This window comes from Microbacterium sp. NPDC055903, assembly GCF_053615555.1.
Genome location: NZ_JBSHCA010000002.1, coordinates 624,390 through 644,931, shown reverse-complemented (window position 1 = coordinate 644,931; position 20,542 = coordinate 624,390). Strand labels below are relative to the sequence as shown.

The following is a 20,542-nucleotide window of genomic DNA, read 5'->3' as shown; positions in this document are numbered from 1 at the left end:
CGGCGCCTCACACCGCCTGCGCGAATCCCCGTTCGACGTCGACGGCGATGTGCGCGAGATGGGCGGGGATCTCCCTGCCCTTGGAGATCATCGACTGCGCCCAGAGCCTCCCCGCCCGATACGAGGAGCGCACGAGCGGGCCCGCGAGCACTCCCAGGAACCCGATCCGCTCCGCCTCCGCCTTGAACGCGACGAACTCGTCGGGCTTCACCCACCGCGAGACGGGCAGGTGCCGGGGGGAGGGACGCAGGTACTGCGTGATGGTGATGATGTCGCAGCCGGCGTCATGCAGGTCCTGCAACGCCTGGACGACCTCCTCCGGCTCTTCGCCCATGCCGAGGATCAGGTTGGACTTCGTGATGAGCCCGGCATCCCGCGCCTGCGTCAGGACGTTCAGTGAGCGCTCGTAGCGGAAGGCCGGCCTGATGCGCTTGAAGATCCGCGGCACGGTCTCCACGTTGTGCGCGAAGACCTCGGGGCGGGCGTCGAAGATCTGCCCGAGGAAGGCGGGGTCCGCGTTGTGCTCGTTGGCCAACAGCTCGACCCCGGTGTTCGGGTTGACGGCGTGGATCCGCCGCACCGTCTCGGCATTCAGCCATGCTCCGGTGTCGGGGAGGTCGTCACGGGCCACACTGGTGACCGTCGCGTAGCGCAGGCCCATCCTGGCGACGCTCTCGGCGACCCGGCGAGGCTCATCCGTGTCGTAGGCATCCGGCTTGCCCGTGTCGATCTGGCAGAAGTCGCACCTTCTCGTGCACTGCGAACCGCCGATGAGGAACGTGGCCTCCTTGTCCTCCCAGCACTCGAAGATGTTCGGACAGCCCGCTTCCTGGCACACGGTGTGCAGATCCTCGCTCTTCACGAGCGACTGGAGGGCGGTGTACTCCGGCCCCATCTTCGCCTTGGTCCTGATCCACTCCGGCTTGCGCTCGATGGGGGTCTCGGCGTTGCGGATCTCCAGACGAAGGAGCTTACGGCCCTCCGGCGCTGCGGCGCTCACGCGACGACGCCCGCGTACTCGGCGGTGAAGGCATCCGCGACCGCCGCGAAGATGTGCGCGGGGGAGACGTTGGCCCCGACCACCTCGCTGACGGTCGTCACTCCGGCATCCGTGATGCCGCAGGGGACGATCCCGCGGAACCCGGCCAGGGTGTTGTCGCAGTTGATCGCGAATCCGTGCATCGTCACGCCCTGCTGGACGCGCACGCCGATGGCGGCGACCTTGTCCTCGCCGAGGGGGCGCCGAACCCAGACGCCGCTGCGACCTTCGACCTGATAGCCGTCCACTCCGAGCGGACGGAGGATCTCGATGAGCAGACGCTCCAGGCGGCGCACGTGCGCGACGACATCCATGGGCTCGGGCAGGCGCACGATCGGATAGCCGACGAGCTGTCCCGGCCCGTGCCAGGTGATCTTCCCTCCCCGGTCCACATCGATCACGGGTGTGCCGTCGGTCGGACGCTCCTGCGGTTCGGTGCGCTTGCCCGCCGTGTACACCGCCTCGTGCTCGAGGAGGATCAGTGTGTCTGCGCGGGTGCCGTCCACGACATCCGCGTGGATGCGGCGCTGCAGGTCCCAGCCGTCCAGATAGGGGACGTATGCCGGTGCGAGCCCGGCCGTGACGATATCGAGCACGATCATCCTTCCGTGAATTATTGGATGCGGTCTAACAATACCTCGGCGGTACGGTGGGAGGGTGACCTCCGACTCCAGAGCAGGCCGTCCCCGCGCCTCATCCCGCGAGACGCTCGCCGAGGCGGCCTGCGAGCTCTTCCTCGAGCAGGGCTATGAGGCGACGTCGGTCGCGGACATCACCCGCAGGGCGGGTGTGAGCCGCTCCAGCTTCTTCAACTACTTCTCCTCGAAATCCGACGTGCTGTGGTCCGGGATCGACGAACGCCTCGACCACGCCATCCGCTCCCTCGACGTCCTCGGCAGCGGCGCGACGGGCGATGCCGTGCGTGCGATCCTGCTGCTCGTGGTGCGAGATTTCGCGCCCGATCCGCTGGCGCTCGCGCTGCGCAACGCGCAGGCCATGGGGCTCACGGAGGAGCTCGTCCGAGATACGGGATTGCGGCACGCGAGGCTGGCGGGTGCGGTCTCCTCTGCCGCCGCCTTCGCAGGAATCGATGAGATCAAGGCGGACATCCTCGGCGCTGCGCACGCGGCCGCCGTACTCTCCTCGTTGCGCGTCTGGGCGGAGCAGGGCGCAGGTCTGAGCTCCCCAGAGGCTGTTCTCCTGGAGGCCCTCGCCACGATCCACGATCTTCCCTGGCGGATCTGAGCGCTCCGCGGACGAAAACGCGGATGCCGGACATGTCATGAGTGAACCCACCACGGAGGAGGAACTCATGAACGGGGATCGACTGGATCAGCTCCTGGATGCATCGGCACCGGCGGCGGCCGAGGTCGCGCAGGCGGAGTTCCGCGCGATGATCACGGATGCGCGAGCGGAGGTCGTGCCGGATCGACCTTGCGCGAAGAAGACCGCGCTGGCCACCGGTGTGCTCGCGCTGCTGATGCTCGGCGGGGCGGGAGTCGCGACGGCATCCGGAGATTGGCTCTGGGGCGAGGGCCTGAACAACCCGGACCGCAGCTACACCTATACGGCTCCCACATGGGGCCAGTGCGAGATCCGATTCAGTGGTTACGAGACCCCCGACGTCTTCATCCAGGCCGACGTGAACCGGATCATCGACGAGTGGTTCGCGACGACGGACGTCGAGGCCGCCGCTGCGCCCTTCATCGATCATCACCTCGACGTCCTGGAGGCGAGCCAGACGGAGCAGATCGCCTCCGGCGAGCCGACCGATCCGCGTCTTCCAGACCTCAACGCCTGGACGGCGCACGAACAGGCGCTGGGCGAGGCATTGCATGCCGAGCTCGTCGCCCACGGCTACGACAGCGAGGCTCTGGCCGGAAGCGAGGCGCACAGCCAGCTCCACTGCGAGAACGAGGACTGGGGCGGAGAGGGCGGCGAGGAGTGAGCCGCCGCGACGAGCCGCTGACGATGGTGCTCGAAGCATCCGCCGCCGATCTGCTCGCCTACCTGCAGCGTCGCACGGACGCCGACGAAGCGCCGGACCTCCTCGGCGAGACCATGGTCATCGCCTGGCGGCGCGTGCGCGAGCTCCCTTCCGACCCCGAGCGGGCCAGGATGTGGCTGTTCGGCATCGCCAGGGGGACACTCCAGAACCACGCCAGGGGCCAGCGGCGTCGATGGGCGCTGGCGGATCGCATACGCGGTCACAACGCAGGCGCGGGTACGGCCCCACCGGCGGACGAGGGCGCCGAGGTGCGCGACGCCATCGAGCGCCTCGGTCCGGAGCTCGCCGAGCTCGTGCGCCTGGTGCACTGGGAGCGGCTGAGCATCGCCGATGCGGCGGAGCTCCTCGGCATCCCCGACTCGACCGCGCGGGGGCGGTACCAGCGCGCGCGAGAGCAGCTCAGGGCCGCGCTGAGCGTGGAGGCGCCGCTCGCGTAGAATCGAGAGCACCATGGCTACCTTTGGCACGCTCTCCGATCGGCTCACCGAGACCTTCCGCAACCTTCGCACGAAGGGAAAGCTCACTGCGGCCGACGTCGACGGCACCGTCCGCGAGATCCGGCGGGCGCTGCTCGACGCCGACGTCGCGCTGCAGGTGGTCAAGGACTTCACCGCCAAGGTGCGCGAGCGCGCGCTCGGCGATGAGGTGAACAAGGCGCTCAATCCTGCGCAGCAGGTCGTGCAGATCGTCAACGAGGAACTCGTCGGCATCCTCGGCGGCGAGCAGCGCCGGCTCGAGTTCGCCAAGACGCCGCCGACGGTGATCATGCTCGCCGGCCTCCAGGGTTCGGGTAAGACCACCTTCGCCGGCAAGCTCGCCAAGCAGCTCGAGAAGGACGGTCACACGCCGCTGCTCGTCGCGGCCGACCTCCAGCGTCCCAACGCCGTGAACCAGCTGCAGGTCGTCGCGCAGCAGGCCGGAGCGACGATCTATGCTCCGGAACCGGGCAACGGCGTCGGCGATCCGGTCAAGGTATCCCGTGACGGCGTCGAGCACGCTCGTCGTCAGCAGCACGACGTGGTCATCATCGACACCGCCGGCCGACTCGGCGTCGATGCGGAGCTCATGAAGCAGGCCGCCGACATCCGCAAGGCCGTTCAGCCCGACGAGGTGCTCTTCGTCATCGACGCCATGATCGGTCAGGATGCCGTCAACACGGCCAAGGCGTTCCAGGAGGGCGTGGACTTCACCGGCGTCGTCCTCTCGAAGCTCGACGGCGACGCGCGAGGCGGTGCGGCGCTGTCGGTGGCCTCGGTGACCGGCCGCCCCATCATCTTCGCCTCCACCGGCGAGAATCTCGACGACCTCGAGCCCTTCCACCCCGACCGCATGGCGAGCCGCATCCTCGACCTCGGCGACATCCTCACCCTCATCGAGCAGGCGCAGCAGGCCTTCGACGAGGAGGAGGCGCGAAAGGTCGCCGAGAAGCTCGCCAACGAGGCCTTCACGCTCGAAGACTTCCTCGACCAGCTTCAGCAGATGAAGAAGATGGGCTCGATGAAGAAGATGCTGGGCATGCTCCCCGGCATGGGCCAGATGAAGCAGCAGCTGGAGGACTTCGACGAGCGGGAGATCGACCGCACCGAGGCGATCATCCGTTCGATGACGCCCGGCGAGCGTCGCAACCCGAAGGTGCTGAACGGCTCGCGGCGCCTGCGCATCGCGCGTGGTTCCGGCATGACGGTGACCGATGTCAATCAGCTCGTGCAGCGTTTCGAGCAGGCCGCCAAGATGATGAAGACCGTCGCGCGCGGGGGCACCCCGAACATCCCCGGCATGGGTCCCGTGCCGGGCATGGGTCGCCCTGGTGCCTCGTCCAAGCGGGGCAAGAAGGGCAAGTCCTCCGGCGGCTCGCGCTCGGGCAACCCGGCCAAGCGCGCAGCGGAGAACGCCGGTCGTGTCGCGAACGCGGCGCCCACCGGCTCGGGCTTCGGGCTCGGCGGAGGACAGGCCGCCCCGAGCGAAGCCGATCTCGCGGAGATCCAGAAGCTCTTCGGTAAGAGCTGAGAACGCGAAGGGCCGACCGGGAGAAACTCGGTCGGTCCTTTCTCATGCGGGCGTCACCGCACGTCGTCGTCGACCCAGTCCATGGACTTGGTGACCGCCTTGCGCCAGAGGCGAAGCAGGCGGTCGCGCTCGGCCGCCTCGAGGTTCGGCTCCCATCGGCGATCCTCCTGCCAGTTCGCGCTGAGCTCTCCCAGGTCCTTCCAGAAACCGACGGCGAGGCCCGCGGCGTACGCGGCACCGAGCGCGGTCGTCTCGGCGACCACGGGACGCACGACGGGCACTCCGAGCACATCCGCCTGGAACTGCATGAGCGCATCGTTGGCGACCATGCCACCGTCCACCTTGAGCTCGGTGAGATCCACCCCGGCATCGGCGTTGACCGCGTCCAGCACGTCGCGCGTCTGATACGCGACCGCTTCCAGCGCGGCGCGGGCGATGTGGCTCTTGTTCGCGTAGCGGGTGAGACCGACGATCGCGCCGCGGGCGTCCGAACGCCAGTACGGCGCATAGAGCCCGGAGAAGGCGGGGACGATGTACACGCCCCCGTTGTCGTCGACTTGCTCGGCGAGCTCCTCGACCTGCGGGGCGGTCTCGATGATCCCCAATTGGTCGCGCAACCACTGGATCAGCGAACCGGTCACCGCGATGGAACCCTCGAGCGCATAGTGCGGGGCCTGGTCGCCGAGCTTGTAGGCGACGGTGGTCAACAGCCCGTTCTTCGAGTGCACCATCTCCTCGCCGGTGTTGAAGATCAGGAAGCACCCCGTGCCGTACGTGTTCTTGCTCTCCCCGGCGGCGAAGGCGGCCTGTCCGAACGTGGCCGCCTGCTGGTCGCCGAGGATGCCGGCGATGGGCGTCTCCCGCAGCAGGGAGGAGCTCTCCGCGTGGCCGTAGATCTCGGAGGAGGAGCGGATCTCCGGCATCATCGAGCGGGGAACCCCGAAAGCCTCGAGGATGTCGTCGCGCCACTCGAGGGTCTCCAGATCCATGAAGAGCGTGCGTGAGGCGTTCGTGACATCCGTCGCGTGGACGCCTCCGTCGACGCCTCCGGTCAGGTTCCACAGCACCCAGCTGTCGGTCGTGCCGAAGATCAGGTCGCCGGACTCGGCCTTCTGCCTCGCGCCGTCGACGTTCTCCAGGATCCAGGCGATCTTCGTGCCCGAGAAGTAGGTCGCGAGGGGAAGACCGGCGATCGATTTGAAGCGGTCGAGCCCGCCATCGGATGCGAGCCGGTCGACGATCTCCTGGGTGCGGGTGTCCTGCCACACGATCGCGTTGTACACCGGCTCGCCCGTCGTGCGGTCCCACACGACGGCGGTCTCGCGCTGATTCGTGATGCCAACGGATGCGATGTCGTGACGAGTGAGGTGCGCGCGGGTGAGCGCGAGCCCGATGACCTCCTGCACGTTCCGCCAGATCTCGGCGGCGTCGTGCTCGACCCAGCCTGCTCTGGGCAGGATCTGCTCGTGCTCCTTCTGGCCAGCGGCGACGATGGTGCCGCTCTTGTCGAAGATGATCGCGCGGCTCGACGTCGTGCCCTGATCGATCGCGAGGATGTGGTCGGCCATCTGTGGTTCTCCTCTGAACGTGTTCGATTATGCCCCTGCCCGGGGCGGCCGGTTATCGTCCGATCAGCGTGTGCTGACGGCGGGGATCGAAAGGCCGTGGCGCGTGTTGAGCAGGACTCTGGTCGACTCGACCTCCTGGCGGCGGCGTTCCTCGTCCCAGCCGAGCAGTCCGGCGAGCGCGACGCCGATCTCATCCAGTGCTGCCGCGTCGGCGTCCCCGGTGAACGCGATGCTCGTCCGGCGCAGGACCACGTCCTCGAGCCGTGTCACCATCTCGTTCTCGACCATCCACGCCAGCTCACCGGTCGAGAGGGCCCCCGAGGCGAGTCCTTCGTCGTCAGACCGAGCGATGCGTTCCCAGACATCCGCCGCGCGGGTTCCGTAGCGCACGAGGAGCTGCTCTCCGCGCTCGCCCGCTCCGGCGAGGCGCTCGCGGATCCAGGAAAGACGCGCGCGAGGCGTGCGGGGATATTCCCTGCCGCCGCCGATCTGCATGCCGAGCGTCGAGACGGATCGCTCGCGTCCCAGCAGTTCGAGCACCACGTCGCCGACCGACTCGCCCAGGGCGCGGAACGTGGTCCACTTCCCGCCGATGAGGCTCACGAGCGGAACGGGGCCCGAGGCATCCACCTCGATGCGGTAATCCCGGGAGACGAAGCCCGGGGCCGTGTCCTCGTGACGGGGGAGCGGGCGGATGCCCGAGAAGCTGAACACGATCTGCTCGCGCGATACGGCGATCTGCGGGAAGACATGGTGGATGAGATCGAAGAAGTAGTCGATCTCCTCCTCCGTGCACACCGGCGTCTCGCGGGGATCGGCGTCGATGTCGGTGGTCCCGACGAGCACACGGCCCTTCAGCGGGTAGATGAGCACGATCCGGCCGTCGGAGTGCTCGAAGAAGATCTCCCGCCCGGCCGTCGCCTCGAGGAGCTCGGGATGATCGAGCACGATATGAGAGCCCTTGGTGCCTCCCATGAACCGCGTGGCGGCGCCGAGCGCTTCGTTGGTCAGATCGGTCCAGGGCCCGGAGGTGTTCACGACGACGTCGGCGGACACGGTGAACTCCGTGCCGCTCTCGCGGTCGCGCAGCACGATCCCCTCAGCCGTCCGTGCGACGGCCTCGACGTAGTTGAGGGCGCGTGCGCCGGGGTGCGCGGCACGAGCATCCTGCAGCACGTCCAGCGCAAGCCGTTCCGGGTCGTGCATGGATGCGTCGAAGTACGTGGCGGTGTACTTGACCGCGGGGTCGAGCGCGGGCAGCTCCTGGAGCGACTTCGTTCTGCCGAGGAAGCGGTGACGGGGGACCGTTCCGCCGTCGCGCGAGAACAGGTCGTAGAGGGTGAGCCCGATCTTGATCAGGAACGCGCCGCGCTCCTGCGGTTTGCCGCTGCGGTGCGTGAGGAAACGGAGCGGAGCGGCGAGGATTCCGGAGAACGTCGAGTAGATCGGGATGGTCGTCTGCAGGGGCTTCACGTAGTGCGGAGCGATCCGTAGCAGCCCGTTGCGCTCCTGGACGGACTCGCGCACGAGGCGGAACTCGCCGTTCTCGAGGTAGCGGATGCCTCCGTGGATCATGTGGCTGGACGCCGCGGACGCGCCAGAGGCGAAATCGCCGCGCTCGACCAGGAGCACGTCGACGCCCTGCAGCGCGAGGTCGCGGAAGGCGGAGATCCCGTTGATGCCTCCACCGATCAGCAGCACGGTCGTGCGACCAGCCGTCCTGACGCTTCGGACTTCTGCGCGCTCAGGTGCGTCGTCTGCCGCCTCGGTCATCCCGGTCCTTCCCCTGCTTCCTGCGATTCTGCTCCAGCCTCGACCCGATGAACAGGAGGCGCAAGCCGATTGCACGTATGTGCAAGAATTCCGGAGGAGGACGCCCATGAGCCAGGATTCCGCACGGTCCGGTGACGCGCGGCTGCACGCCGCGCTCACGGCTGCGCAGCTGTACTACATGCAGGACAAGACGATGGAGGTCATCGCCGCGGAACTCGGCACGTCCAGGTCGACGGTCTCCCGCCTGCTCGATCTCGCCCGCGAAGCGGGTCTCGTCGACATCAGGATCGTCTCGCCGTTCGAACGTCTCGGCAGCCTCGAGCACCGGGTGCGGGAACGGTTCAAGGTGGTGGCCCACATCGTGCCGATGGCCGACATCGTCAGCGAGGTGGAGCGGCTGGACAGGGTCGCACGCACCGCAGGCCACGTGCTCTCGCAGCTCGTCGAGTCGAACATGATCATCGGCGTCGCATGGGGGTCGACGATCAGCGCCGTCAGCAGGGCGCTCACTCAGAAGGAGACCGGGAACACGCACTTCGTGCAGCTCAACGGCGCGGGGAACACGCAGACGAGCGGCGTCGAGTACGCCAGCGACATCCTGCAGCGGTTCGGCTCCGCCTTCGGCGCACAGGTCCATCAGTTCCCGGTACCGGCATTCTTCGACGACCCGCTCACGAAGGAGGCCATGTGGCGCGAGCGCAGCACGCGGCGCGTCCTGAACCTGCAGTCCAAGATGGACGTCGCCGTGTTCGGGCTCGGCTCGCCCACCGCATCCGTGCCGAGCCGTGTGTATGTCGGCGGCTATCTCGGACGTGAGGACTATCGGAGTCTTCGCGAGGATCGGGCGGTGGGCGACATCGCCACTGTCTTCTACCGCGCAGACGGCTCCTGGGAGGACATCAGGCTCAATGCCAGGGCTACCGGTCCTGGCCTGGACAGGTTGCGCCGGGTTCCCCGCCGGCTGTGCGTCGTGTCGGATCCGGCGAAGCTCTCAGGGCTGACGGCCGCGCTGCGCGCCGGACTGGTCACGGACGTCGTTCTGGACGAGGGCCTCGCGCGGCGCCTCGTGGAGGATCACGACGGCTGAGAGCCTCCGTCACGGCGTCGTCGGGGCGGAGGGCCCCGATCGGAACTCGCGGATCAGATGGTGGACGATGCCGCGCAGGTCTCCACCGGCGGCATCGGCCACGGCGAGCTGGCGCTCATAGCTCGCCCCGGATGCCAGGATGCTTCCGATGCTCGCGAGCTCCGCGTCGCATCCCAGATCGCGCGCCACCGGCGCGAGCCGCGACACCAGCTCGGCCAGATGCTCGCGCACCGGCGCCTGGGCGCCGGTGCCATCCACGATGAGTCGCGCATCCATGCCGTAGCGGGCGGCTCTCCACTTGTTCTCGCGATGGAACCAGGGCGGCATCGTCGGCAATGCTTCGCCGGCGTCGAGCCGGCGCGAGAAGTCCTCGACGAGCACCTGCACGAGCGCCGCGACCGAGGCGAGCTCGCGGAGCGTCGACATCCCGTCGCAGGCGCGCACCTCGATCGTCCCCCACCGGGGGGCGGGCCTGATGTCCCAGCGGACTTCGGAGGCGTCGGCCATCACACCGGTGCGGATCATGTCGTCGAGATAGCGCTCGAAGGACGCCCAATCGGGCAGCGGCCACGGCAGGCCGGCCGTCGGCAGCTGCTGGAAGACGAGCGCGCGGTTCGACGCGTATCCGGTCCGCTCGCCGGCCCAGAACGGGCTCGACGCCGACAGCGCCTGGAGATGGGGGAGATAGCAGGACAGCGCGGCGATGAGCGGGAGGACCTTCTCGCGATCCTCCACGCCGACGTGCACATGGATGCCCCAGATCATCATGTTGCGGCCCCACCACTGGGTGCGCTCGATGAGCTTGTGGTAGCGCGTCTTGTCTGTGATCTGCTGGTCGAACCACTGCGCGAAGGGATGGCTCCCGGCGGAGAGCAATGCGATCCCCGCCGGATCTGTCGCCGATCGAACCGCGGCGATGGCCGCCGAGATGTCGCCGATCGCGTGCGCGACCGTCTCCCCGATGCCACTCGTCACCTCGATGGTGTTCGTGAGCAGTTCACCGGTGACGGTGTGGCGCTCGGGGGCGCTCGCCTCCTCCAGGTCGGCGAGCATCTCCGGCGCACGGCCGACGAGGTCGCCGGTCTGCGGATCGGCGAGCATGATCTCCCACTCGATGCCCACCGTGGAGCGGGCGGAATCGGCGAACTCGATGGTCACGACCAAAGTCTCGCACGCACGCGGGCGCAGGCCGACGCGCAGGGACACACCGCGTTTCGCGCACCGCCGTCCCATCTGGCAGAATAGAGGGTCGGACGGCTCGCTCGACCCTCTATCCAGCGCGCATGTCCTCCCGCAGAGCTTCCGCCGGGAGTGCACCCCACTCTCCAGGCGATCGGTTCATACTTCCTTCCACACCATTCAGGAGAATCGTGGCTGTCAAGATTCGTCTCAAGCGCCTGGGCAAGATCCGTGCGCCCTACTACCGCATCGTCGTCGCCGACTCGCGCACCAAGCGCGATGGTCGCGTGATCGAGGAGATCGGCAAGTACCACCCCACCGAGGAGCCCTCGTTCATCGAGGTCGACTCCGAGCGCGCGCAGTACTGGCTGTCCGTCGGCGCGCAGCCGACCGAGCAGGTCGCGGCGATCCTCAAGATCACCGGCGACTGGGGTCGGTTCAAGGGCGACAAGGACGCGAAGTCCACCCTCAAGGTCGCCGACGACAAGGTCGCCTTCGAGGCGGACTCCGCCAAGAAGTCGGTCATCAAGCCCAAGGCGGAGAAGAAGGAGGAGGCTCCCGCTGAGGAGGCTCCCGCCGCCGACGCGGAGGCCGCTGAGGCTCCCGCCGCGGACGCAGAGTAATCCGTCGTGCTGGCCGCCGCGCTCGAGCACGTCGTCAAGGGGATCGTCGATCATCCTGACGACGTCCGCATCACCGAATCCACGTCGCCGCGAGGCGATCTCCTCGAGGTGCGTGTGCACCCCGACGATCGTGGACGCGTGATCGGGCGCGGCGGTCGCACCGCGAAGGCCCTTCGCGCACTCATCACGGCCCTCGCCGACGGGCGTCGCGTCCGCGTCGACGTCGCGGACGACTGACGTGGTGGCGAAGGACCGGAACCAGGGCAAGAACCAGCTGCGCGTCGGTCGCCTGGTCAAGGCGCATGGTCTGAAGGGCGCCCTCAAGCTCGAACTGTACACCGACGATCCCGAAGGACGCTTCGTCCCGGGGGCGGAGTTCACGTTGCAGGTGCCAGAGGCATCTCCGTGGCACGGCAAGACCATCACGGTCCGCGAGTACCGGGTGATGAACGGCAACTCGGTCGTGTTCTTCGAGGACATCGACGACCGCACGGCAGCCGAGGGCCTCGTCAGGGCGATCCTCTGGATCGACCACGAGGACGCGGAGCCCGAGGAGAACGCCTGGTACGACCACCAGCTCACGGGACTCGACGTCGTCCGTGACGAGCAGATCGTGGGCCGCGTCGTGCGCGTCGAGCATCTCCCCGCGCAGGATCTCCTCATCGTGCGACCTGTCTCGGCATCCGACGGTGATGCGGAGATCATGGTGCCTTTCGTGGAGGCCATCGTCCCCACCGTCGACATCGCGGCCGGACGTGTCGTCGTCACGCCTCCTGCCGGGCTCTTCGAAGAGCTTCCCGACGTCGACGAGCAGCCTGCCGTCGAGTCCTGACCCGGCTATCCTGAACCCGTGCGCTTCGACGTCGTCTCGATCTTCCCGTCGTATTTCGATGCGCTGACCCTCTCGCTGCTCGGCAAGGCACAGGATGCCGGAATCATCGAGCTGAACGTGCGCGACCTGCGCGACTGGACGAGCGATCGGCATCGCACCGTCGACGACACCCCCTACGGGGGCGGCGCCGGCATGGTGATGAAGCCCGAGCCCTGGGGGCTCGCGCTGGACGAGCTCGCGGGCGCCTCCGATTCGCCGCCGACCATCATCTTCCCTTCGCCGGCCGGGGAGGTCTTCACGCAGGCGACCGCACGCGATCTCGCCACGCGCGAGCACCTCGTCTTCGGCTGCGGCCGCTACGAGGGCATCGATGAGCGCGTCTTCGAGTACGCGGCCGACCTCGGCGAGGTGCGACTGGTCAGCCTCGGCGATTACGTCCTGAACGGGGGAGAGGTGGCGGTGATGGCGATGATCGAGGCCATCGGCAGGCTCATCCCCGGTGTGGTCGGCAACCCTGAGAGCCTCGTCGAGGAATCGCATGAGGACGGCCTGCTCGAGTACCCCTCGTACACCAAGCCCTCGATCTGGCGGGACAGAGGCGTGCCCGAGATCCTGTTGAGCGGGAACCACGGGGCGATTGCGACCTGGCGACGCGAACAGCAGATCGAGCGCACCCGATCGCGGCGTCCCGATCTGCTCGCCGAGGACGATCGGACCGGCGTCCGCGACGCGTGATCGACGGCGATGTGCGGGTTGCCGTCGCCGCGCGCACGCTGTTCCGCCGCCGGCCCGCCGCGTGGTCGTGTCAGTCGACGCCGAGGAACGAGCGGTCGGTGAGGATGATCGGCCCGTCCGCGGTGATCGCGACCGTGTGCTCGGAATGCGCTCCGCGGGATCCATCGGCGCTGCGCAGTGTCCAGCCGTCCGGGTCCGTGATCAGTTCGTCCGTCGTCGCGAGGAACCAGGGCTCGAGGGCCAGGACGAGACCGTCGCGCAGGGGGAAACCGCGACCGGCCCTGCCGTCGTTCGCGACGTGAGGGTCGCCGTGCATCGTGCGGCCGACGCCGTGACCGCCGAAGTCCGTGTTGATCGAGTAGCCCTCGCCGTGCGCGATCTGGGCGATGGATGCCGAGATGTCGCCGATGCGGTTGCCGACCACGGCGGCGGAGATCGCGGCATCGAGAGCGCGCTCGGTCGTCTCGATGAGTCGGAGATCCTCCTCGCGGGCCGTGCCGACGACGAAGGAGACCGCGGAGTCGGCGACCCACCCGTCCACGGAGACCGCGAAGTCGAGGGTGACGAGGTCGCCGTCGCGCAGCGTGTAGTCGAAAGGCAGCCCATGGAGCACGGCGTCGTTGACGGAGGTGCAGATGACCTTGCCGAAGGGGCCACGACCGAAGGAGGGCGCGTAGTCGATGTAGCAGGATTCCGCGCCCGCCTTGCGGATCAGCTCGTGCGCGCGCCGGTCGATCGACAACAGGTTCGTCCCGACCTTCGTGTCGTTCCTCAGCGCTGCGAGCGTCTCGGCGACGAATCGCCCTGCTGCGCGCATCTCATCGATCTCGGCTGGAGTGCGCAGTTCGATCATGGTGTTCCTCTCGTCCTCTCCATTCTCCCCGATCATCCGGTGTGCTCCTCCGCCCGCTCTCAGCGAACACCTCGATACGCGAGCGTACGGCGACGTACGATCGGAGCATGTGGGTGCGACAGGCGTTCTTCCGGTGGCTCTTCCCGGCCGCATTCGTGCTGCCGCTGTGGCTGCTGATCGGCTGGGGCGTCTTCAACGCCGGCGGCTGGGCGTTCCTCGGCACCATCTTCATCGCGATCCCCTCTGTCTTCCTCGGTCAGCTCGTGCTCACCCTCCTCGTCCGCTCGCGGCCGTCCGTGCGCGTGAGCAGGGCGGTTTCCTGGTGGGACGTCGCCGGCTTCGGCCTCTGGCATGCTCTGACGATCACGGTCGGCTTCTATCCCCAGGCATGGTTCGGCCTCGCCCTCACCGGCGCGATCATCGCAGCGCTCGCCCTGTTCTGGCTCTCGCTCTGGCAGCTGTGGAGCGAGGCGCGGGGCGCCGGCGGCATCCGTGTCGAGACCGCGGCGTGGAACACCCGTATCGATGAGGAGGCTCAGCCGGAGCGCAGCGGTGCCAGCGAGGTCTTCATCATCCAGGAGAAGCCGTCCTCCGAACGCTGAGCCGCGTTTGGTGGGCCGTGGGATCCATGGCAGAATAGTTCCTTGTGCCGTGACCGGCTCTGCCTCAGGGGAGCCCGCGGACGCATCCAGCGCCGTACGGCACACCACCAACGTATTCCTTCCAGCTTGCACCCGACCTGTGGCGGATGCAGAGAGTAGACGATCATGCAGATCCTCGATGCCGTCGACGCGGCTTCGCTCCGCTCGGACATCCCCGAGTTCTTCCCCGGTGACACCGTCAAGGTGCACGTGAACATCACCGAGGGCAACCGCTCCCGTATCCAGGTCTTCCAGGGCGTCGTCATCGGCCGCTCCGGCGACGGCGTGCGCGAGACGTTCACCGTCCGCAAGATCAGCTTCCAGGTCGGCGTGGAGCGCACCTTCCCCGTGCACTCGCCGGTGATCGACCACATCGAGGTCGTCACCCGCGGTGACGTCCGCCGTGCGAAGCTCTACTACCTGCGTCAGCTGCGCGGCAAGAAGGCGAAGATCAAGGAGAAGCGCGACCGCTGATCAGCGCCGCTTCCTCGAAGCACCCCGGGACGTCCTCGTCCCGGGGTGCTTTCTTTCAGCCCGAGTATGCGAACCTTGAGTGTGCCGCCCGTGCGGCGTGTATCCCCGTGAAGGAATGCGATGACGTCTGAGCCCACCCCCGCACCGGTGCTGAAGAAGCGGCGTGGCTTCCTGATCTTCCTGCGCGACATCCTCGTCATCGTGCTGATCGCGGCTCTGGTGTCGTTCCTGGTCAAGACCTTCGTGGTCCGCTCGTTCTACATCCCGTCCGGTTCGATGGAGCGCACTCTGCTCGTGAACGACCGGATCCTCGTGGACGAGCTGACTCCCCGATGGACGGGATACGAGCGCGGCGATGTGGTCGTCTTCCAGGATCCGGGCGGATGGCTGCCCGCCGCGGTGCAGGAGCCGGCTCAGCCCCCGCTGATCGCCGCCGTCGACGCCGTGCTGACCTTCATCGGCCTCTCCGCCTCCGACTCCCAGGATCATCTCGTCAAGCGGATCATCGGTCTGCCCGGCGACCATGTCGTCTGCTGCAACGAGCTCGGCCAGGTCACGATCAACGGGGCTCCGATCGACGAGTCCTCCTATCTGAACCTTCCGGAGGGGAGCACACTGGCCTCCGAGCAGCCGTTCGACGTCACGGTGCCGGAGGGGATGCTCTGGCTCCTCGGCGACAACCGCAACCGCTCCCAGGACGCGCGCGCCCACCAGGATCTCCCCGGCGGGGGGTTCGTGCCGCTGGAGAACGTCGTGGGCAAGGCATTCGTGACCACGTGGCCGCTGAACAGACTCGGTGCGATCGACGGTCATCACGACGTCTTCAACGGGGTGCCCGAGCCGTGATGTCCGTCGCCGTCCCCACGCTGCGCCTGGAGCGGTCGCTGCTGAAGGACCATGCGCTCGTCATCGGGCTCGATGAGGTGGGCAGGGGAGCGCTTGCCGGACCGGTCGCCGTCGGCGCTGCGGTGATGGATGCCGCGGGGGCCCGCAGACGGGTTCCGGAGGGATTGCGGGACTCGAAGCTCGTCAGCGAGAAGCGCCGGCCCGATGTGGCATCCCGTGCGGCGGCCTGGGTCCCGGCGTCCGCCGTCGGCTGGGCGAGCGCCTCCGAGGTCGACGAGGTCGGGATCATGCGCGCGCTGGGGCTCGCAGCATCGCGAGCCGTGCTCGCCGTCGCGGCCCAAGGAGTGGCTCTGGAAGGCGCGCTCGTGCTCCTCGACGGCAACCACGACTACGTCTCGGCCGTGCACCCCGATCCGCTGCGTGTGCGGCCGATCATCAAGGCCGACCGCGACTGCGCATCGGTGTCGGTGGCCTCGGTGATCGCCAAGGTGGCCAGGGACGATCTGATGACCCGGCTGCATGAGGAGCATCCCCCGTACCAGTGGAATCGGAACAAGGGATACGCGAGCGCTGAGCATCGGGCCGCCATCCGCGCGTCCGGCCTCTCGCCGTTCCACCGGGCGTCCTGGGCGATCGGCGATGCGGCGCCGACGCTGTTCTGATCTCGGCGGCGTACGAGGTGCGGTGCGCCTCGTAGGATGGAGGAATCATGGATGAGGAAGCCTTCGACGACTACGACCGCGAACTCGAGCTCGCGCTGTTCCGCGAGTACCGCGATGTCGTACAGCAGTTCCAGTACGTCGTCGAGACGGAACGCCGCTTCTATCTGGCCAACGAGGTCAACGTCGTGCGTCGCGACACGGAGCACGATTTCTATTTCGAGATCTCCATGAGCGACGTCTGGGTGTGGGATATCTACCGTGCCGACCGCTTCGTGAAGGCCGTGCGCGTCCTGACGTTCAAGGACGTCAACGTCGAGGAGCTGCAGCGCCGGGAGTTCGAACTGCCTGAGGAACTCTCGCTCGACGGCAAGTGACCCGCTCTGCACAGACGATTCCGCGCGGCCTGTTCTTCCCGCGTGCCGTAGATCCGGCGGATCGCCCGGGGTGACGTTTCTCGTCGTGATCGCATGCTGTGCTCATGGCAGCGAAAGACGACCTCGGCAGAGCGGGTGAGCGACGAGCGGTCCGGCATCTCGAATCGATCGGATACGAGATCCTCGATCGCAACTGGCGGTGCCCCGATGGCGAGATCGACATCGTGGCCCGCGAAGGCGGATGCCTCTGCATCGTCGAGGTGAAGACGAGGACCAGCACCCGCTACGGGCATCCCTTCGAGGCGCTCGACGACCGCAAGCTCCGCCGCCTGTGGCGGCTCGGTCATTCGTGGGTGCTGGCGCACCCCGTGCAGACGCGCTACACCCGCCTTCGGTTGGAGGCGATCGGGATCATCGGCGCCGATGTCTCCTCGGCCGCGCTCGAGCACCTGGTCGATCTGCGATGAGCGCCGTGCGGACCTGGGCGGTCGCCCTGACAGGTGTGGAGGGACACCTCGTCGAGGTGGAGGCGGATCTCTCGAATCAGAGGCCGGACTTCCACATCATCGGCCTGCCGGACAAGTCGTTGGGGGAGGCGACCCAGCGCGTGCACAACGCGTGCAAGAACGCCGGCCTCGAGCTGCCCGCTCGTCGACTGACGGTCAACCTCTCCCCGGCGAGCCTCCCGAAACAGGGCTCGGGTTTCGACCTCGGCGTTGCGACGGCGGCGCTCGCGACGAGCGGCGCCCTCAACGCGGCATCGATCGCCGACACCGTGCACATCGGGGAGCTGGGCCTCGACGGACGAGTCCGTCCGGTTCCCGGCATCCTTCCGGCGGTCTTCGCCGCCCGGCGAGCGGGCTTCTCCCGCGTCGTGGTGCCGCACGCCAATCTCGCCGAGGGGCGTCTCGTGAGCGGTATCGACGTGCGCCCGGCCGTCTCCCTGGCGCAGGTGGCCGCGTGGCACGGCGCCGATGTGGACGTGCCGGACGTCGAGCCGTTCGCCTCCTCGGAGCGCCCGGAGCCGGAACGGCCGGTGCTCGATCTGTCCGAGGTGATCGGTCAGGAGGACTCGGTGGAGGCTCTCATCACGGCGGCGGCAGGCGGACACCATGTGCTCATGAGCGGACCTCCGGGAGCAGGCAAGACGATGCTCGCCCAGCGGATTCCAGGGATCCTTCCCGAGTTGACCGAGCAGGAGGCGCTCGAGGTCGCGTCGATCCGATCGCTGTCCGGGATGCCCGTCTCCGCGCTGAACACGGTGCCGCCGATCGAGGCGCCGCACCACACCGCCTCCGCCGCGGCGCTGGTCGGGGGCGGATCGCGGGCAGTCCGCCCCGGGGCGATCGTCCGTGCGCACAGGGGCCTGCTGTTCCTCGACGAGGCGACGGAGTTCGCGCGCAGCGCGCTGGATGCCCTGAGGCAACCGCTCGAATCCGGGGTGATCGACATCCACAGGGCGGGCTTCACCGCACGATTCCCTGCGCGTTTCCAGCTCGTCCTGGCGATGAACCCGTGCCCCTGCGGCAACTACGGAGTCCGTGGTGCCGAGTGCGCATGCCCGTCGATCGCGATCCGTCGATACGCCATGCGTCTCTCGGGACCGCTGCGGGACCGGGTGGACGTCGAGCTCAGGATCGCCAGAGTGTCTGCCGCCAGGGCGACATCCATGGAGGGCGGGTCCGTGAGTTCCGCCCAGGCCAAGGCACGCGTCGAGGAGGCGCGGGCGAGAGCCGCGCACAGGCTGCGCGAGACGCCATGGAGGGTCAACGCCGAGGTCTCGGGCACTTGGCTGAGGCAAGGCGATCTTCGGCTCGCGTCTGATGTGAGGGCGCCCCTGGACCGGGCGCTGGAGCGTGGTGCGCTCACCCTCCGCGGCTACGACCGCACGCTGCGATTGGCCTGGACGCTCGCGGATCTCGCGGGAAGAGATGCGCCCGGGCACGGTGAGCTGGGCAGAGCCCTGTTCTTGAAGAAGGGAGCGAGCGCATGATCAAGGACCTGTTGCGTGATCCAGGCCTCGAGCGGCTGGCAGCGCGCGTGCATCCGGACGGCGACCCCGATGAGGTCGTCGCGCGAGCAGCGTGGTCGGTCGTCGCGGAGCCGGGCGACGGAGTGGCGGGCGGGCTGGTCGCCGGGCTGGGGGCCAGACGCGCGCTGTTCGTGGGGATGGCGCAAGCGCCTGCTCCCCGCGAGATCGAAGAAGCCGTCTCGGCGCTGGGGGGAGCCGGCGGAGAACGGATGCTGCGCGAGGCGCGTGCCCGCTGGCAGCCGAGGGCCGATGCGACGGCGGTGCGGTCTGCCCTCGCGACCGCCTCGGAGGCCGGCGTGCGTCTCCTGCTCCCCGGAGACCCCGAATGGCCGACCCCGCTCGATGACCTCGGCGCCCATGCGCCGACCGTCCTCTGGGTACGCGGCGATCCCGGACGGCTGCGCGGCGCGAAGCTGGCATCGATCGTCGGGGCGAGGGCGTCCAGCAGCTACGGCGACCAGACGACGGGGGAGATCGCCGGTGATCTCGCGGGAGGCGGCGTGGTCATCGTCTCCGGCGGCGCGTACGGCATCGACGGAGCAGCGCATCGCGCTGCGTTGAGCGCGGGGGGCGGAACCGTCGCGGTTCTGGCGGGAGGCGTGGATCGGCCGTATCCGATGGGCCATCACCAGCTGTTCGAGCGGATCGCCGTCTCCGGGGCGGTCGTCGCCGAGGTCCCCTGCGGAACAGCCCCGACGAAATGGCGGTTCCTCTCGCGCAACCGCCTGATCGCCGCGCTCGGAGATGCCACGGTTGTCGTCGAGGCCGGCATCAGAAGCGGCTCCCTGAACACGGCAGGTCATGCCGCTGCGATCGGACGACCGCTCGGCGCGGTGCCCGGCCCTGTCTCATCGCCGGCTTCAGCGGGCTGTCATCGACTGCTCAGGGAGTACGACGCCCGTTGTGTGACCTCGGCGTCCGAGGTGCGCGAGCTCTGGGGCGATTCCTCCGGCGTCGACGTGCGCAGCGCGCCGCCGCGGGACGCGGCATCGATCCGCGTGCTCGACGCCCTGAGCTCTCGAACGGGCCTCGACGTGCACGAGATCGCGCGTCGCGCGGGGATGTCGCAGGCGGAGGTGCGTTCGGTGCTCGGGATGCTCGAACTCGACGAGGCCGTCCGTCGGATGCAAAGCGGGTGGGTGCGGTGCGCTCAGACCAGACGGTAGCCCACGCCGCGCACGGTCTCGATGCGGCCCGAGCCCAGCTTCTGGCGGAGGTAGCCGATGTACACGTCCGCGACGTTCGAACCGGGATCGAAGTCGTATCCCCAGACCCGGCTCAGCAGCTGCTCTCGGCTGAGGACCTGCCCGGCATGCCGCACGAGCTCCTCGGCGAGGGCGAACTCCCTGGCCGAGAGCTCCACGGCGTGCTCGCCGATCCGCGCGCGCCTGCTCCGGATGTCCAGGTGCAGGTCGCCGTGGACGAGGTCGTTGCTCGCGCCCGGCTCGTCCCTGCGCATCCGAAGACGGATGCGTGCGAGCAGTTCGTCGAAGCGGAACGGCTTGCCCAGGTAGTCATCCGCCCCGCCCTCCAGGCCGGCGATCGTGTCGTGCAGCTCCACACGGGCCGTGAGCATGATCACGGGGAGCCTCGATCCCGATCCGCGGAGCTGGTCGAGAACGTGGAAACCATCGAACCCTGGCAGATTCACGTCGAGCACCATGAGATCGAACTCATCGCTCAGCGCCAGGGCCAGCGCCTCGGGACCGGTGCCGGCGACGCGGGTGGCGAAGCCCGCTGCGCGCAGACCCTTCTCGATGAATCCGGAGATCCTGGTCTCGTCGTCGGCGATGAGGATGGAGGCCATCC

At 68.3% G+C, this 20,542-nt stretch carries 24 protein-coding genes; 17 read left to right on the top strand and 7 right to left on the bottom strand.

What is annotated here, in order from left to right:
* Positions 1-7 precede the first annotated feature (7 nt).
* Positions 8-1,000 carry a lipoyl synthase gene (gene lipA / locus ACWGJP_RS12540; RefSeq protein ID WP_452330110.1) on the bottom strand — a complete coding sequence of 331 codons (993 nt, stop codon included), beginning with the start codon at positions 998-1,000 and terminating at the stop codon, positions 8-10.
* Positions 997-1,635 carry a lipoyl(octanoyl) transferase LipB gene (gene lipB, locus ACWGJP_RS12535; protein ID WP_452330109.1) on the bottom strand — a complete coding sequence of 213 codons (639 nt, stop codon included), beginning with the start codon at positions 1,633-1,635 and terminating at the stop codon, positions 997-999. The genes lipA and lipB overlap by 4 nt, the downstream gene beginning before the upstream one ends.
* A gap of 61 nt (positions 1,636-1,696) precedes the next feature.
* Here lipB and ACWGJP_RS12530 point away from each other — a divergent pair, with 61 nt between their 5' ends.
* The 4 genes from ACWGJP_RS12530 to ffh all read left to right on the top strand — a co-directional run bounded on the left by ACWGJP_RS12530 (position 1,697) and on the right by ffh (position 5,054).
* A complete protein-coding gene (locus ACWGJP_RS12530; RefSeq protein ID WP_452330108.1) occupies positions 1,697-2,284 on the top strand; it encodes a TetR/AcrR family transcriptional regulator in 588 nt (195 codons plus the stop codon).
* Between the two features lie 67 nt (positions 2,285-2,351).
* Positions 2,352-2,987, top strand: a complete 636-nt coding sequence (locus ACWGJP_RS12525) for a hypothetical protein (protein WP_452330107.1) — start codon at positions 2,352-2,354, stop codon at positions 2,985-2,987.
* Entirely contained in the window at positions 2,984-3,484 is a 501-nt protein-coding gene (locus tag ACWGJP_RS12520) for an RNA polymerase sigma factor (protein ID WP_452330106.1), read from the top strand. The genes ACWGJP_RS12525 and ACWGJP_RS12520 overlap by 4 nt, the downstream gene beginning before the upstream one ends.
* A 13-nt stretch (positions 3,485-3,497) precedes the next feature.
* Positions 3,498-5,054 (top strand): signal recognition particle protein, encoded by a 1,557-nt coding sequence (gene ffh / locus ACWGJP_RS12515; RefSeq protein ID WP_452330105.1) that lies wholly within the window; start codon positions 3,498-3,500, stop codon positions 5,052-5,054.
* A gap of 53 nt (positions 5,055-5,107) precedes the next feature.
* Here ffh and glpK read toward each other — a convergent pair whose 3' ends face one another.
* Both glpK and ACWGJP_RS12505 read right to left on the bottom strand, forming a co-directional pair.
* Entirely contained in the window at positions 5,108-6,622 is a 1,515-nt protein-coding gene (glpK, locus tag ACWGJP_RS12510; protein ID WP_452330104.1) for a glycerol kinase GlpK, read from the bottom strand.
* A gap of 63 nt (positions 6,623-6,685) precedes the next feature.
* Positions 6,686-8,395: a glycerol-3-phosphate dehydrogenase/oxidase gene (locus ACWGJP_RS12505; protein ID WP_452330103.1), complete on the bottom strand. Its 1,710-nt coding sequence runs from the start codon at positions 8,393-8,395 to the stop codon at positions 6,686-6,688.
* A 106-nt stretch (positions 8,396-8,501) separates the two neighbouring features.
* Here ACWGJP_RS12505 and ACWGJP_RS12500 point away from each other — a divergent pair, with 106 nt between their 5' ends.
* Complete coding sequence (locus ACWGJP_RS12500; RefSeq protein ID WP_452330102.1) at positions 8,502-9,482, top strand: sugar-binding transcriptional regulator; 981 nt, start codon at positions 8,502-8,504, stop codon at positions 9,480-9,482.
* 9 nt (positions 9,483-9,491) lie between these two features.
* On the opposite strand, the gene ACWGJP_RS12495 is transcribed toward ACWGJP_RS12500, so the two are convergent.
* Positions 9,492-10,640, bottom strand: a complete 1,149-nt coding sequence (locus tag ACWGJP_RS12495) for a glutamate--cysteine ligase (protein ID WP_452330101.1) — start codon at positions 10,638-10,640, stop codon at positions 9,492-9,494.
* 212 nt (positions 10,641-10,852) lie between these two features.
* Between ACWGJP_RS12495 and rpsP the strand changes: the two genes are divergently transcribed.
* The 4 genes from rpsP to trmD are packed head-to-tail and all read left to right on the top strand — an operon-like array spanning position 10,853 to position 12,851.
* The gene (rpsP, locus tag ACWGJP_RS12490; protein ID WP_452330100.1) at positions 10,853-11,284 is read left to right on the top strand and encodes a 30S ribosomal protein S16; all 432 of its coding nucleotides are present in this window, start codon (positions 10,853-10,855) and stop codon (positions 11,282-11,284) included.
* Positions 11,285-11,290: 6 nt separating this feature from the next.
* Positions 11,291-11,521, top strand: coding sequence for an RNA-binding protein (locus tag ACWGJP_RS12485; protein WP_452330099.1), 231 nt, complete (start codon positions 11,291-11,293; stop codon positions 11,519-11,521).
* A 1-nt stretch (position 11,522) separates the two neighbouring features.
* Positions 11,523-12,116, top strand: a complete 594-nt coding sequence (rimM, locus tag ACWGJP_RS12480; RefSeq protein WP_452330098.1) for a ribosome maturation factor RimM — start codon at positions 11,523-11,525, stop codon at positions 12,114-12,116.
* Between the two features lie 18 nt (positions 12,117-12,134).
* Entirely contained in the window at positions 12,135-12,851 is a 717-nt protein-coding gene (trmD, locus tag ACWGJP_RS12475) for a tRNA (guanosine(37)-N1)-methyltransferase TrmD (protein ID WP_452330097.1), read from the top strand.
* Positions 12,852-12,921: 70 nt separating this feature from the next.
* On the opposite strand, the gene map is transcribed toward trmD, so the two are convergent.
* Positions 12,922-13,704 (bottom strand): type I methionyl aminopeptidase, encoded by a 783-nt coding sequence (map, locus tag ACWGJP_RS12470; RefSeq protein WP_452330096.1) that lies wholly within the window; start codon positions 13,702-13,704, stop codon positions 12,922-12,924.
* A gap of 107 nt (positions 13,705-13,811) precedes the next feature.
* Between map and ACWGJP_RS12465 the strand changes: the two genes are divergently transcribed.
* From ACWGJP_RS12465 to dprA, 8 genes are all read left to right on the top strand, one after another.
* On the top strand, positions 13,812-14,306 hold the full coding sequence (locus ACWGJP_RS12465) for an MFS transporter permease (RefSeq protein WP_452330095.1): 495 nt from the start codon (positions 13,812-13,814) through the stop codon (positions 14,304-14,306).
* 165 nt (positions 14,307-14,471) lie between these two features.
* Positions 14,472-14,819: a 50S ribosomal protein L19 gene (gene rplS, locus ACWGJP_RS12460; protein ID WP_452330094.1), complete on the top strand. Its 348-nt coding sequence runs from the start codon at positions 14,472-14,474 to the stop codon at positions 14,817-14,819.
* Between the two features lie 120 nt (positions 14,820-14,939).
* On the top strand, positions 14,940-15,665 hold the full coding sequence (gene lepB, locus ACWGJP_RS12455) for a signal peptidase I (RefSeq protein ID WP_452330093.1): 726 nt from the start codon (positions 14,940-14,942) through the stop codon (positions 15,663-15,665).
* Complete coding sequence (locus tag ACWGJP_RS12450) at positions 15,665-16,327, top strand: ribonuclease HII (protein WP_452330092.1); 663 nt, start codon at positions 15,665-15,667, stop codon at positions 16,325-16,327. Before lepB ends, ACWGJP_RS12450 begins: the two co-directional genes overlap by 1 nt.
* Positions 16,328-16,374: 47 nt before the next feature.
* Positions 16,375-16,701, top strand: a complete 327-nt coding sequence (locus ACWGJP_RS12445) for a DUF2469 family protein (RefSeq protein ID WP_452330091.1) — start codon at positions 16,375-16,377, stop codon at positions 16,699-16,701.
* Positions 16,702-16,805: 104 nt separating this feature from the next.
* A complete protein-coding gene (locus tag ACWGJP_RS12440; RefSeq protein ID WP_452330090.1) occupies positions 16,806-17,168 on the top strand; it encodes a YraN family protein in 363 nt (120 codons plus the stop codon).
* Positions 17,165-18,694 (top strand): YifB family Mg chelatase-like AAA ATPase, encoded by a 1,530-nt coding sequence (locus ACWGJP_RS12435; protein ID WP_452330089.1) that lies wholly within the window; start codon positions 17,165-17,167, stop codon positions 18,692-18,694. The genes ACWGJP_RS12440 and ACWGJP_RS12435 overlap by 4 nt, the downstream gene beginning before the upstream one ends.
* Positions 18,691-19,899, top strand: coding sequence for a DNA-processing protein DprA (gene dprA, locus ACWGJP_RS12430; RefSeq protein ID WP_452330088.1), 1,209 nt, complete (start codon positions 18,691-18,693; stop codon positions 19,897-19,899). The genes ACWGJP_RS12435 and dprA overlap by 4 nt, the downstream gene beginning before the upstream one ends.
* Here dprA and ACWGJP_RS12425 read toward each other — a convergent pair.
* Positions 19,884-20,540, bottom strand: coding sequence for a response regulator transcription factor (locus ACWGJP_RS12425; protein WP_452330087.1), 657 nt, complete (start codon positions 20,538-20,540; stop codon positions 19,884-19,886). The two genes, dprA and ACWGJP_RS12425, sit on opposite strands and share 16 nt — an antisense overlap.
* Between the last annotated feature and the right edge of the window lie 2 nt (positions 20,541-20,542).